The organism is Pseudoalteromonas sp. MMG006, assembly GCF_018101025.1.
In the GTDB taxonomy this organism is placed as follows: domain Bacteria; phylum Pseudomonadota; class Gammaproteobacteria; order Enterobacterales; family Alteromonadaceae; genus Pseudoalteromonas.
This window is the reverse complement of record NZ_JAGJEJ010000003.1, coordinates 1-12182: the sequence shown is the minus strand read 5'-3', so window position 1 is coordinate 12182 and position 12182 is coordinate 1. Positions and strand designations below refer to the sequence as shown.

General features: G+C 40.4%; 14 protein-coding genes and 1 other RNA gene. 10 read left to right on the top strand and 5 right to left on the bottom strand.

Features of this window, described 5'->3' with window-relative positions:
* Positions 1–96: 96 nt before the first annotated feature.
* On the bottom strand, positions 97–540 hold the full coding sequence (locus tag J8L73_RS04185; protein ID WP_210998960.1) for a YhcB family protein: 444 nt from the start codon (positions 538–540) through the stop codon (positions 97–99).
* 134 nt (positions 541–674) lie between these two features.
* On the opposite strand from J8L73_RS04185, the gene zapE reads away from it, so the two are divergent.
* From zapE to J8L73_RS04145, 8 genes are all read left to right on the top strand, one after another.
* On the top strand, positions 675–1763 hold the full coding sequence (gene zapE, locus J8L73_RS04180; RefSeq protein ID WP_211014980.1) for a cell division protein ZapE: 1089 nt from the start codon (positions 675–677) through the stop codon (positions 1761–1763).
* A gap of 251 nt (positions 1764–2014) precedes the next feature.
* Positions 2015–2443 (top strand): 50S ribosomal protein L13, encoded by a 429-nt coding sequence (gene rplM, locus J8L73_RS04175; RefSeq protein WP_002957960.1) that lies wholly within the window; start codon positions 2015–2017, stop codon positions 2441–2443.
* A gap of 8 nt (positions 2444–2451) precedes the next feature.
* Entirely contained in the window at positions 2452–2844 is a 393-nt protein-coding gene (rpsI, locus tag J8L73_RS04170; RefSeq protein ID WP_024600778.1) for a 30S ribosomal protein S9, read from the top strand.
* Between the two features lie 586 nt (positions 2845–3430).
* On the top strand, positions 3431–4021 hold the full coding sequence (petA, locus tag J8L73_RS04165) for a ubiquinol-cytochrome c reductase iron-sulfur subunit (protein WP_211014978.1): 591 nt from the start codon (positions 3431–3433) through the stop codon (positions 4019–4021).
* A complete protein-coding gene (locus tag J8L73_RS04160) occupies positions 4021–5286 on the top strand; it encodes a cytochrome b N-terminal domain-containing protein (protein WP_210998963.1) in 1266 nt (421 codons plus the stop codon). The genes petA and J8L73_RS04160 overlap by 1 nt, the downstream gene beginning before the upstream one ends.
* Positions 5283–6032, top strand: a complete 750-nt coding sequence (locus J8L73_RS04155; RefSeq protein WP_210998964.1) for a cytochrome c1 — start codon at positions 5283–5285, stop codon at positions 6030–6032. The genes J8L73_RS04160 and J8L73_RS04155 overlap by 4 nt, the downstream gene beginning before the upstream one ends.
* Before the next feature lie 80 nt (positions 6033–6112).
* Positions 6113–6739, top strand: a complete 627-nt coding sequence (gene sspA, locus J8L73_RS04150; protein ID WP_058546994.1) for a stringent starvation protein SspA — start codon at positions 6113–6115, stop codon at positions 6737–6739.
* Positions 6739–7176 (top strand): ClpXP protease specificity-enhancing factor, encoded by a 438-nt coding sequence (locus tag J8L73_RS04145; RefSeq protein ID WP_211014976.1) that lies wholly within the window; start codon positions 6739–6741, stop codon positions 7174–7176. Before sspA ends, J8L73_RS04145 begins: the two co-directional genes overlap by 1 nt.
* 57 nt (positions 7177–7233) lie before the next feature.
* On the opposite strand, the gene dolP is transcribed toward J8L73_RS04145, so the two are convergent.
* Genes dolP through J8L73_RS04125 form a run of 4 tightly spaced genes read right to left on the bottom strand, consistent with a single transcriptional unit; the run spans position 7234 to position 10703 of the window.
* Positions 7234–7800 (bottom strand): division/outer membrane stress-associated lipid-binding lipoprotein, encoded by a 567-nt coding sequence (gene dolP, locus J8L73_RS04140; protein WP_211014974.1) that lies wholly within the window; start codon positions 7798–7800, stop codon positions 7234–7236.
* Positions 7793–8386 carry an SIS domain-containing protein gene (locus tag J8L73_RS04135; RefSeq protein WP_211014972.1) on the bottom strand — a complete coding sequence of 198 codons (594 nt, stop codon included), beginning with the start codon at positions 8384–8386 and terminating at the stop codon, positions 7793–7795. The genes dolP and J8L73_RS04135 overlap by 8 nt, the downstream gene beginning before the upstream one ends.
* 49 nt (positions 8387–8435) lie before the next feature.
* On the bottom strand, positions 8436–8807 hold the full coding sequence (locus tag J8L73_RS04130) for a YraN family protein (protein WP_210998967.1): 372 nt from the start codon (positions 8805–8807) through the stop codon (positions 8436–8438).
* Positions 8808–8825: 18 nt separating this feature from the next.
* A complete protein-coding gene (locus J8L73_RS04125) occupies positions 8826–10703 on the bottom strand; it encodes a penicillin-binding protein activator (RefSeq protein WP_211014970.1) in 1878 nt (625 codons plus the stop codon).
* Between the two features lie 62 nt (positions 10704–10765).
* Between J8L73_RS04125 and rsmI the strand changes: the two genes are divergently transcribed.
* Positions 10766–11623, top strand: a complete 858-nt coding sequence (rsmI, locus tag J8L73_RS04120; RefSeq protein WP_211014968.1) for a 16S rRNA (cytidine(1402)-2'-O)-methyltransferase — start codon at positions 10766–10768, stop codon at positions 11621–11623.
* Between the two features lie 41 nt (positions 11624–11664).
* An RNA gene (gene rnpB, locus J8L73_RS04115) (RNase P RNA component class A) lies at positions 11665–12028 on the top strand.
* Positions 12029–12182: the final 154 nt, after the last annotated feature.

Below are 12182 nucleotides of genomic sequence, written 5' to 3'. Positions count from 1 at the left end.
TAAAAAAGGCTGCATAAGCAGCCTTTTCAAGTTTGTCAGTAAGATAAAACAACAAAGCTGTTATATCTAAAGACTATGGGGTCAAAAAAAAGTTCATCAAGATGCTTTAGAATGTTCTGAAACTTTATTTTGTCCAGCAAATAACCCCGACTCGCCCGATACATAATCGGCCGGTTGTGCTTGTGCATTTGAGCGATCGCACTGACGCTCTTTTAAAGACGCCTGTAATTGCTCTGTTGTTTCTTTAGAAAAAAACGGTTCCGCAGGGGTTTTATCTCTATCTTCTAATAATAGTTGGTTGGTTTCTTCAACGTGGCTAAGAAGCTGATCGTAGTTGTCTTTCATTTTATTGACGAGCTTGCCTGTGCTCGCTAAATGATCGGCCACATCTTGACGATATTGCTCAAGCGCGTTTTCAGCTTGCTCGGCTTGTTCTTTTAATTCATCTTGCTTAAATTGTTTTTTAGTAACAAATGCACCGATAAAAAAAGCCACTACAGCAGTAATAACAACTAAACCTACCCACATAACTGTGCCCATAATTCTACCCCTTTGGGAAAATAACTAATGAATGCCTGATTCAATTACAAATCATACTAAGTGTAATATACCCCGACTGATGATGCGTGTTAATATGCTTTACAAATTAAACTGCGTTTTAAATGTAAATAGATATGACTCCTTGGCAAACATACCAGCAAGACCTCAAGCGTGATGACTTTGTACATGACTCAGCACAAGAAAATGCAGTACGTCATTTGCAGCGTTTATACGATGACCTAACTCAAGCAAAACCTAAAAAGTCGGGCTTTTTTGCGAAGTTATTTAGTAAAGATGAACCTGCGCCTATAAAAGGTTTATATTTTTGGGGAGGTGTAGGGCGTGGTAAAACCTATTTAGTTGATACCTTTTATGAGGCATTGCCTGGTAATCGTAAAATGCGAGTGCATTTTCATCGTTTTATGCATCGTGTCCACGATGAGCTTAAAAAATTAAATAACACAGCCAATCCGCTTGAAAAAATTGCTGATATTTTTAAAGCCGAGACCGACATAATCTGCTTTGATGAGTTTTTTGTTCAAGATATTACTGATGCAATGCTGCTTGGTGGGCTAATGGAGGCGTTGTTTGCGCGCGGTATAGTCCTTGTCGCTACCTCAAACATTATTCCTGATGACTTATATCGAAATGGCTTACAGCGCGCACGTTTTGTACCGGCTATCGAGCTGGTAAAAGCAAACACTGAAATAGTCAATGTAGACTCAGGGATTGATTATAGGTTGCGTACCCTTGAGCAAGCTGAAATATTTCATAGCCCATTAGATGAGCAAGCAGATAAAAACTTATTTGAATATTTCGACAAGCTATCGCCAGAGGCTGGAAAACATGATGAGCCAATCGAAATTGAAGGACGTTTAATTAACACCCGCAAAGTTGCTAAATGCGTAGTTATGTTTGAATTTAGTGAGTTATGTGAAACTGCACGTAGCCAAGTAGATTATATGGAAATTAGCCGTTTATTTAACACTGTAATTATTTCTAATGTGAAACAGCTTGGGCAAACTAATGATGATGCAGCAAGACGTTTTATTGCGTTAGTTGATGAATTTTATGAGCGCCATGTCACATTAATTATATCTTCTGAAAAACCGATCACCGAGCTTTATACGCAGGGCAATCTAAACTTTGAATTTAAACGCTGTATAAGCCGCCTTCAAGAAATGCAGTCTTTAGAGTATTTAGCAAAAGAGCATTTAACTTAGAAATTAAGCCATATATTTTAGAGCGTTTAATTTTATTAAATTTCTTGCGGAAAAAACAAGCGCCCAGTAGCAATGTGATTTAAGTGCTGGTATACTCCCGCGTCTGCCACGTTGCGTTCTATGTCCTCATATAGTTTAGCCACTTGTGAGCGGCGCAAAAGTCTAAAACTCGAAGGGGTTGTAGCATACTTAGAGCGGTAGTTAACATTAACTACCTGTGGTTTTAATTGAAAAACATTGGATTTTTATAAATGAAAACGTTTGTTGCTAAACCAGAAACAGTAAAACGTGACTGGTACGTAGTTGACGCTGAAGGTAAAACTTTAGGTCGCATCGCTACTGAAATCGCTCATCGCCTACGCGGTAAGCATAAAGCTGAATACACTCCTCACGTAGATACTGGTGATTACATCATCGTTATCAACGCTGAAAAAGTTACTGTAACTGGTAACAAATTCAAAGATAAAGTGTACTACGCTCACTCTGGTTTCCCAGGTGGTCTTAAGTCTACTACTTTTGATAAACTTCAAGCTGCAAAGCCTGAAATGATCATCGAGAAAGCTGTAAAAGGCATGTTGCCACGTGGTCCTTTAGGCCGCGCTATGTACCGTAAACTTAAAGTTTACGCAGGTACTGAGCACAATCATGCTGCACAACAGCCTCAGGTTCTAGACATTTAAGGAGCACTATCATGGCAAATCAATACTACGGTACAGGTCGTCGTAAAAGTTCAAGTGCTCGCGTATTCTTACGCCCAGGCACTGGTAACATCGTAATCAACAAGCGCTCTTTAGAAGAGTACTTTGGTCGCGAAACAGCACGCATGGTTGTTCGTCAAGCTCTTGAGCTTGTAGATATGACTGAAAAATTTGACCTTCACATCACCGTTGCCGGTGGTGGTACAACTGGTCAAGCTGGTGCTATCCGTCACGGTATCACTCGTGCACTTATGGAGTTTGACGAGTCATTACGTCCACAACTTCGTAAAGCAGGTTTTGTTACACGTGATGCACGTAAAGTTGAACGTAAGAAAGTGGGTCTTAAGAAAGCGCGTAAGCGTCCACAGTTCTCAAAACGTTAATCTATACGTTATCAAGAATTCAAAAACCCAGCTTATGCTGGGTTTTTTGTTATTAAAAACTAGTAATTGTTACTTGCAAATTAACAACTAAATTTTAAATACTTACCTCTTAAATCCAGATTTTTCGCGACCTAAACACTGATCATATTTATGTAAACGCGCGTATTAAATGTACGAAAGTTAAAAAATACCCAGATAGCTGCAAAAAAGTTAAATAATTATCGTAATTAGTTTAAATCCATCAGTTAATTGGTGGAATTTTTTGCTACAATTGGCTGGCAAGTAAAATGAGTGAGTTTAACCACACTATGTGCAGTTTTTACTGTTTCCTCTTAGTGGTGTTGATCTTGGTCAGTATATTGTTTTTACAGAAGCGCTATTATAGTCGTTCGGCTTTATTCTCGAGCTAACTTAATCAAATGTTTGATCAAGTCAGGTTTATTCGAGTATGGGGCTGTGAATAACCTTGTTTTAATCAAGGGTTTTAATTATGATCGCTTCTATTTTAAAAATTTCGAATAATTAACCTGCTGTAACTGATGTTCTCAATATAGCAAGTGTTGAGAATCATAGTGGAGATAAGTGGATGAGCAATGCGCCTGTAGACAATGGCCGACGTCGCTTTTTAACCATAGCTACCTCTGTTGTAGGTGGTGTTGGTGCGGCTGGGGCTGCTGTTCCTTTTATTGCGTCTTGGAACCCAAGTGAGCGAGCTAAATCTGCGGGTGCGCCTGTAGAAGTAGATATCAGCAAACTTGAGCCGGGACAATTAATACGTGTCGAGTGGCGTGGTAAACCTGTATGGGTTGTATCACGGACCCCTAAAATGCTTGAGCAGATGAAAGAACATGAAGGTCAACTTCGTGATCCGCAATCGCAAGAGCCACAACAATTAGAATCATCAACAAATGATTACCGTTCATTACGCCCAGAGATTTTTGTCGCTGTTGGTATTTGTACGCATTTAGGTTGTTCTCCAGGCTTTTTCCGAGGTAACTTTGGTGAAAAAGTTGAAGGGACTGATGATGGTTTTTACTGTCCATGTCACGGTTCTAAATTTGATATGGCTGGCCGAGTATTTCAATCGGTTCCTGCACCATTGAACTTAGAAATACCACCTTATACTTTTCTTGATGAGACCACTATTTTAGTGGGCGAAGAAAAAGGGGTAGCCTAATGTTTGGTAAAATTGTTAGTTGGATCGACGATCGTATCCCAATGACACGTGTTTGGAACATGCACATTGCACAGTATCCAGCACCTAAAAACTTTAACTTCTGGTACTTTTTTGGCTCTTTAGCCATGTTAGTACTAGTAAACCAAATCCTAACGGGTATTTGGTTAACGATGAACTTTGTTCCGTCTTCTGAAGGCGCATTCGCTTCAGTAGAGTACATCATGCGTGATGTAGAGTACGGCTGGTTATTACGTTACTTGCACTCAACAGGTGCTTCAGCGTTCTTTATCGTTGTATATATGCACATGTTCCGTGGCATGATCTACGGTTCTTATCAAAAACCACGAGAGTTACTGTGGTTGTTTGGTATGTTTATTTTCTTAGCGCTAATGGCTGAAGCATTCATGGGTTATTTATTACCATGGGGTCAAATGTCATTTTGGGGTGCACAGGTAATCATTTCATTATTCGGGGCTATTCCGGTTATTGGTGATGACTTAACACTTTGGATCCGTGGTGACTACGTAATATCAGGTGCAACGCTTAACCGCTTCTTTGCATTACATGTTATTGCATTACCATTGGTTATTGTAATCTTAGTATTTTTACATATTGTTGCTTTGCACGAAGTGGGTTCTAACAACCCTGAAGGCATTGAAATTAAACGTAAGAAAGGCTCTGTTGCAGAAGAAGATAAGCCTAAATTTAAATTCCATGAGTATTACACTAACAAAAAAGACATTGTTGATGCGATACCGTTCCACCCGTACTACACAGTAAAAGATATTGTGGGTGTGGTTGGTTTCTTAATCTTGTTCTGTTGGGTTGTATTCTTTATGCCTGCGATGAATGGTTTCTTCTTAGAAGCGCCAAACTTCGAAGCGGCGAATCCACTTAAAACACCAGAGCATATTTTCCCAGTTTGGTACTTTACGCCATTCTATGCAATCTTACGTGCAATCCCTGATAAGCTTATCGGTGTTGCAGCAATGGGTGCATCAATTGTGGTATTAGCATTATTACCATGGATTGACCGTGGTCGTGTTAAATCGGTTCGTTACCGTTGTGGTTTCCACAAATGGAACATTGCAGGTTTTGTTGTAACCTTCGTTCTTTTAGGTTGGGTGGGTGCAACTCCACAAACTGACATGAAAACGATAATTTCTCAAATCTGTACTGTGACTTACTTTATGTTCTTCGTACTGTTATTTGTATACAGTAAGAATGAAAAAACTAAGCCATTGCCTGAGAGGTTAACGAAATGATGAAAAAGCTAATTATCGGTTTATTTGCTTTATCAGTAAACTTGTTGCCTAACGTGGTTATGGCAGCAAGTGCGTCGGTTCCTTTAATGGAAGCGAATAACGATATATCTGATCAGCCTTCTTTACAGCGCGGCGCAAAGTTGTTCATGAATTACTGTCTTGGTTGTCACCAAATGCAGTATCAACGTTATGAACGTACTTTCCGTGATATTGGTATCCCAACTGAAGTTGGTCAAGAACAATTGATTTTTGATGGTTCTAAAGTCGGTAGCCATATCAAAAATGCGATTGCTAAAGAAGATGCTGCAAAATGGTTTGGTGCGGCTCCGCCGGATCTAACAAATGTTGCGCGTGTGCGTGGCAGTGATTGGATTTACACCTATTTAAAATCATTTTACAAAGATGAGTCTCGCCCATTTGGCGTAAACAATACATTATTCCCATCGGTTGGTATGCCGCATGTTCTACAAGAACTTCAAGGTTTACCAACAGCTATCACTGAAGAAGTTGAAGAACATGGTCAGACTGTGACTAAAATTGTTCGTCTTGAAACTGATGGTACTGGCGAATTAAGTGTTGATGAATACGACCAAGCGGCTCGTGATTTAACGAACTTCCTCGAGTATGTAGGTGAGCCTACACGTCTTGAGTCAGAAGCGTTAGGTATTAAGGTAATTGGATTTTTAATCATCCTATTTATCTTGGCATTTATGCTTAAGAAAGAATACTGGAGAGATGTTCATTAATTTGAGCGTTTTACAAGGTAATTTTGCAATAGGGGCTTAAGCCCCTATTGCTGTTTTAGTTATTTAATGGAGGTATAGGCATGGCCGTAGCTGCCAATAAGCGCCCTGTAATGACCCTTTTTTCTGGTGCTAACTGTATGTATAGCCACCAAGTACGTATTGTACTTGCGGAAAAGGGTGTAAGTGTAGATATTCATTTGGCTGAAAAGGATAACCTGCCAGAGGCACTTCACGAAATTAACCCTTACGGTACAGTACCAACACTGATTGACCGTGAGCTTGGTTTATATCAGGCAAACATCATCATGGAATACCTTGATGAGCGTTTTCCTCATCCTCCACTAATGCCTGTTTACCCGGTAATGCGTGGTCGTAGCCGTTTAATGATGCATCGTATTGATACTGATTGGTACAGCTTAGCTGACAAAATCAGCAATAATGCTTCAGATGCTGCGCAGGCTCGTAAAGAGTTAACAGAAGCGTTGCTTGCAATCGCACCTATTTTTAGCGAAGCACCTTACTTTATGAGTGAAGAGTTTAGCTTAGTAGATTGTTACTTAGCTCCACTATTATGGCGTTTACCTGAGTTTGGTATTGAGCTAAATGGTGCGGGTTCTAAAGAGCTTAAAGAATACATGATCCGTTTATTTGAACGTGAGTCATTCCAAGCCTCTTTAACTGAAGCTGAGCGTGAGATCCGTTTATAATGACGCCTAATCGTCCTTATTTATTACGTGCTTTTTTTGATTGGATTGTCGATAACGACTGTACGCCACATTTAGTGGTAGACGCTGATTACCCTGCAGTACAAGTGCCAACGCAATTTGTACAGGATGGACAAATTGTTTTAAACATAAGTCCTTCTGCAGTTACTCAGTTTTCGTTAGACAAAACCCAACTTAGCTTCGATGCGCGCTTTGGTGGTCAACCAATGCAAGTTTACGTACCAATAGGTGCTGTGCTTGCAATATATGCGCGTGAAAATGGCGAAGGAACAGTCTTTACTACAGATGAGTTTTTAGAGGACGAAGACGAATTTGTACCAGAGCTTGAAAGTGTTGATTCATCAGATGAAGTAATCGATGAAACTCCACCAGAAAAGCCGCAGAAGAAAAAAGGCTCACATTTACGTGTTATAAAATAATACGTAAATACAAAAAAACCGCTTTTAAAGCGGTTTTTTTATATCTGTCTTTTGTGTTTACAAGTATTCAAACGCTTTAATTACACGCTCTACACCCGATACATTACGGGCAATATTTACAGCCTGGGTAGATTCGGAGTCAGACACTAGGCCCATTAAAAATACTTCAGCGTTCTCAGTCACTACTTTAATATTATTACTGCTAATATCTTTAGCTGTTAACAGCTGAGCTTTAACTTTAGATGTAAGCCAAGAGTCATGTGTTTGCGTTGTAATGCCAATGTTTGAACCAATACGAATTTGATTGTGTATTTTACGAATGCCTGAAACGTTCTCAATGGTGCGCTGAGCTTCGTTTTTTATTTCTTCGTTTGGTACTTGTCCTACAAGTAAAACAATGCCATTGACGCTTACAGCGTCTACATTCGCAAATTTTTCGATTCGTTCTACTTCGCTAAGTGCAATGCTGGCTTTTATTTCAATATTATTATCGTCTATTTGCGAGCCTATAGTACGGCGATCATTCGCTGCAGTTACTGCACTGGCTGTACCTGCAACAACAGCAGCTGCACAACCTTGCAGTAATACCACTGTACCTAAGACAATAAGAGAGCGTTTAAACATAATTTTCATCCTGAGGGAAAAGCGTTAAATCAACTAGTTCACTTAAACAGTGTAAGTTTACTAGGTGAGATTCAATAATGCGACTAGGGCGCTTAGAAGGTGTTCTTATTTCTGCGTCGTTGGGGCCTAGTAAACCGACAAGTTCACCGCCATCGTCGCCAACCATAACTATGACCTTCATATCTTTAGTCAGTGCGGCTTCAACAGCAGAAATAACATGTTTTTCGTTGCCGTTAATAGCTAAAGCGAGTAGTAAATCACCTTGCTGAGCAAAAGCACGTACTTGACGTGCAAACGTATCATGGTCGTCTACTTGTGTACTTTGCCCTAAGTTAATGTTCTCTTGCGATAAGGCAATAGCGGGCAGGCAAGGGCGCTCTGTTTCATAATGATTTACTAATACGCCAGCCATGTGTTGGGCAAGCATGTGGCAATTTGCAGTGCCACAACAAATGAGTTTATTACCGTTGATCAAGCTTTGTGCAATTGTGAATGCAGCTGATTCGAGTGCGCTAGGTAAAACTTCACCTGCGGCTATTTGTACTTGGATACTTTCCGTAAAAATTTCTTTAATTGTATCTTGCATAGAATACCAACAATTTATACCTAATCTTTATATTCAATTTAAGCCAGCTTTAAAATACGTTTTTAAGCCAATTTATATTCGGGGATGACTCACCTGTTATGGCTACATAATCAATTCTTAACGCTTGATTAGTTAAATTTTTAGCGGCTAAGTAATGATAAATACTGCGTTTTAATCGTGCCTGTTTTTGAGGGCTTAGAGCGTAATTAGCACCACCACGAGCATTGTTTTTCCTAAATTTAACTTCAACAAATACTAGCGTATCACCCTCTTTCATAATGACATCTAGTTCACCAAAGGGGCAGTAATAATTCCGCTCAATAGGGGTTAACCCTTGGGAAACTAAGTATTTTTGCGCTTGCAGCTCGTAATACTGGCCTTTTTCGCGACTATTTTGCCACAGCTCTTTAAACCACGACATGCCGCCCCCTTAATAACGTTAATTGATAGTTTGCATCTCACTCGCCGATTGCATAAATAATGGCACAGGGCGCTGCGTTTTTAACTGCACAGTTTTGATACGACGGTTAATGTACTGCGCCCAGTCTAGTGTGCGCTCAATATGGCCGCTGGTATTAACAGACAACTTACCGCTTAAGCCGCTATATTGATTACCTGGCATAACACTGAGTTGTCTAATATCGTGCAATATTGATACTGCATCGTATGCCATAGCAAATAAGCGTTGGCTTATATCTACTTGCTCAGGCCAAAGTGCATTGTATTGCTCACGAAGGTTATGCTGCTTGATTTGCGAGTCGAGCATCCACGGTAATTCGGTAAAGTATAGGCCATCTAAGTCGCCTTTATCTGTACGGTCAATTTGTTTACTGTGACTTTTTGAGCTGGCGTATAATGGAATTCGCTCTGCAAAAGTACTTACATTCACATCTAGGTAAGGCTTAATTAGGCGCGTTTCTATTGCATCGCCTAAAATGTAAATAACGTCTATATCGCTACGAGAGCGAGTTTCGTTTTCTACTTCTTGTCTGAATAATGCTTTAACAGCTGAAATGCGCTGTTTAGACTTATCAACTTCCAATAGGCTTGTGATTGTATTTGGCATATCTTTTTTGTCATTATAAAAGCCAATTTGCGGCTTCGTCTCGCTATAGCGTTGCCACTGCAAGTTAAAGTAGTCGACTAAACGCTGGCCATTTGCATTATTTGGTGCAAGTAGCATTGGTTTTTGATAGCCCTTAGTTAAAAAGTGCTCTAAAGCTTGCTGCACTTCATGCTCTGGATTTAAAGCAAAGTAATAATGTTGTAGCGAAATTCGCTCACCATCAAACGTATTTAAATGCAATGTGGGTGTATCTATTAGCGTTTTTGCATTAGCCAGCTTGTCTATGTTGGCTTTTAGCAGTGGGCCAACGACAAAGTCTGGCTTTATTTGCTCAAGCTGTGCGGCAATTTCTTGTGTACTTAAATTTTCATCGATAAAAATCGTTTCATTAATGTTTTGTGTATCAAGTGCAGCTAACGCGCCTGCTTTTAATGCATCGCCTAATCTTTCGTTAGGGCCTGATTGCGGAAATAAAACCACTAAGCGCTCAATATTAATCGGTGCAAGCTGTGTAAGAGATTCATCTTGCTCTGGCAAAATAGTAAATGCTGGGTGCCCAACATAGCGCCTTCGCCAATTATTAATTGCCTGATCAAGTTCTACGGTACTGTTAGCATAAACCTGATGATATAAAGCTAAGTTAATCCAGCCTTGTTGAATAACAGAGCCACGATTAAAGCGCTCAAGCGCATAAGAAGAAAGCTTTGTTAAGTTATCCCACAGATCTTGATTAAGTTGAGGAATTTCGATGTTGTTTTTTGTTGCCGTTTCAGAGGCTCTAAAAAAGTATGGGGCAGCTCGTTTTGGAAAGTTTTGTGATGTATAAATACTGGCAGTTAAAAACTGATGCCACGCAAAATGCTCAGGTTGTGTAAGTTGCCCATCTAACGATTGCAAAATAACGAGTGCTTTATCATTTTTGTTTTGTTGTTTTTGTGCAAAAGCAATATAAAGGCGATTTTGAATTTGATCAACGCTTGCTGTTAATTCAAGGTCACTACCAATTTGCTCTAATAAAGGCCAATTTTGTTCACTAATGGCCGCATCACGGGCACTGTAAAGTAATTGTATTTTATCGGCACCTTGGCGGTTTTGTGCTAATTGATAGATAGATTGCGCACTGGTTGCTTGATTTTGCAGTGCATTAGCGCGGTTACTTACGTTATCGCTGTTTTTAGTTGGTTTTTCGGTTGTGCTACACGCCGATAACCCTGACAATATAATTAATAGACTAACTAGTTTAAGTCGCACAAATGATTTCCCAATACGTTAACGCGATTTGCTTATATTACTGACTGACGCAGGAGACCTCAATGTTAAATGAGGAGAATTCACAGAAAATTGGCACTCTTTACATTGTTGCCACCCCAATTGGCAATTATGACGACTTAAGTCACCGTGCCATCGCGACATTATCGCAGGTTGACTTAATAGCTGCTGAAGACACTCGCCACACAGGCAAGCTACTTAGCCACTTTGGAATTAAGGCAAAAACGTTCGCATTACACGACCACAACGAAAAGCAAAAAGCGCAGCAAATTATTGATCAACTTAATCAAGGTTTAAATATTGCGCTAGTATCCGACGCCGGTACACCGCTTATTAGTGACCCAGGTTATGCGGTTGTAAATTTATGTCGCGAGCAAGGGGCTCATGTAACACCAGTACCTGGTGCATGTGCAGCAATTACTGCGGTATGTTGCTCTGGATTACCCACTGATCGCTTTCAATTTATTGGGTTTACACCTGCTAAAAGTAAAGCAAGGCAAGACTTTTTCATTGAGGCAGTTAATTCGGGCATAACCAGCATAATGTACGAAAGTACGCACCGTATTATGGCAAGCCTAGATGATTTGGCGCAAGCACTAGGCGATGAGCAGCAAGTGGTGTTTGCTAAAGAGCTTACTAAAACCTTTGAAACCTTTTTTAATGGTAGCGTAAGCGAATTAAAGCAGTTTTTAACAGATGATCCCACTAAACAACGCGGCGAAATTGTATTAATGTTGCCGGGCAAACCAAAGTTAGTAGACGATATACCGCCTGAAGCGCGCAAAATGCTGGCACTGCTTGAGAGCGAAATGCCAATGAAAAAAGCCTGTGGTGTAGTGGCTGAGTACTTTGGAATGAAAAAAAATGCACTATACAAAACAATTATTGAAGAAAAAGAGTAAATATTACTGCGTTCGGTGTTTGCGTCATGTATACTGCGCGCCGAGTCAGCCAAGATGATCGCTGCCTGTGACGAAAATGATCAGGGGGAGGAAAGTCCGGGCTCCACAGGGCAGAGTGCCAGCTAACGGCTGGGGGGCGTGAGCCCACGACAAGTGCAGCAGAGAGGAGACCGCCAACCTCGGTTGGTAAGGGTGAAAGGGTGCGGTAAGAGCGCACCGGGCCGCTAGTAATAGTCGGTTGCAAGGTAAACTCCACTCGGAGCAAGACCAAATAGGGTTCCTTATGGCGTGGCCCACGTTGGAACCGGGTAGGTTGCTTGAGCCATAGAGCGATTTATGGCCTAGACGAATGATTATCACTTTCTTCGGAAAGGACAAAACCCGGCTTATAGGCTGACTCACTCATTCAATAAAAAGCCCGCAGTTAACGCTGCGGGCTTTTTTGTGTTTAAATTTTAGGGGGAAGTTATTAGTTTTTAAGTACCGGCTTATTGTACTCGGTAGAATTTCAATAAAGAGTAATAATCGGGCTGTAAATTATGAATGTATGAAGTCAAGA

Bases quoted from the DNA above. Each gene is read 5' to 3' on its own strand.
- J8L73_RS04185 (WP_210998960.1), bottom strand. From the start codon at position 540: ATGGGCACAGTTATGTGGGTAGGTTTAGTTGTTATTACTGCTGTAGTG.
- zapE (WP_211014980.1), top strand. From the start codon at position 675: ATGACTCCTTGGCAAACATACCAGCAAGACCTCAAGCGTGATGACTTT.
- rplM (WP_002957960.1), top strand. From the start codon at position 2,015: ATGAAAACGTTTGTTGCTAAACCAGAAACAGTAAAACGTGACTGGTAC.
- petA (WP_211014978.1), top strand. From the start codon at position 3,431: ATGAGCAATGCGCCTGTAGACAATGGCCGACGTCGCTTTTTAACCATA.
- J8L73_RS04160 (WP_210998963.1), top strand. From the start codon at position 4,021: ATGTTTGGTAAAATTGTTAGTTGGATCGACGATCGTATCCCAATGACA.
- J8L73_RS04155 (WP_210998964.1), top strand. From the start codon at position 5,283: ATGATGAAAAAGCTAATTATCGGTTTATTTGCTTTATCAGTAAACTTG.
- sspA (WP_058546994.1), top strand. From the start codon at position 6,113: ATGGCCGTAGCTGCCAATAAGCGCCCTGTAATGACCCTTTTTTCTGGT.
- J8L73_RS04145 (WP_211014976.1), top strand. From the start codon at position 6,739: ATGACGCCTAATCGTCCTTATTTATTACGTGCTTTTTTTGATTGGATT.
- dolP (WP_211014974.1), bottom strand. From the start codon at position 7,800: ATGTTTAAACGCTCTCTTATTGTCTTAGGTACAGTGGTATTACTGCAA.
- J8L73_RS04135 (WP_211014972.1), bottom strand. From the start codon at position 8,386: ATGCAAGATACAATTAAAGAAATTTTTACGGAAAGTATCCAAGTACAA.
- J8L73_RS04130 (WP_210998967.1), bottom strand. From the start codon at position 8,807: ATGTCGTGGTTTAAAGAGCTGTGGCAAAATAGTCGCGAAAAAGGCCAG.
- rsmI (WP_211014968.1), top strand. From the start codon at position 10,766: ATGTTAAATGAGGAGAATTCACAGAAAATTGGCACTCTTTACATTGTT.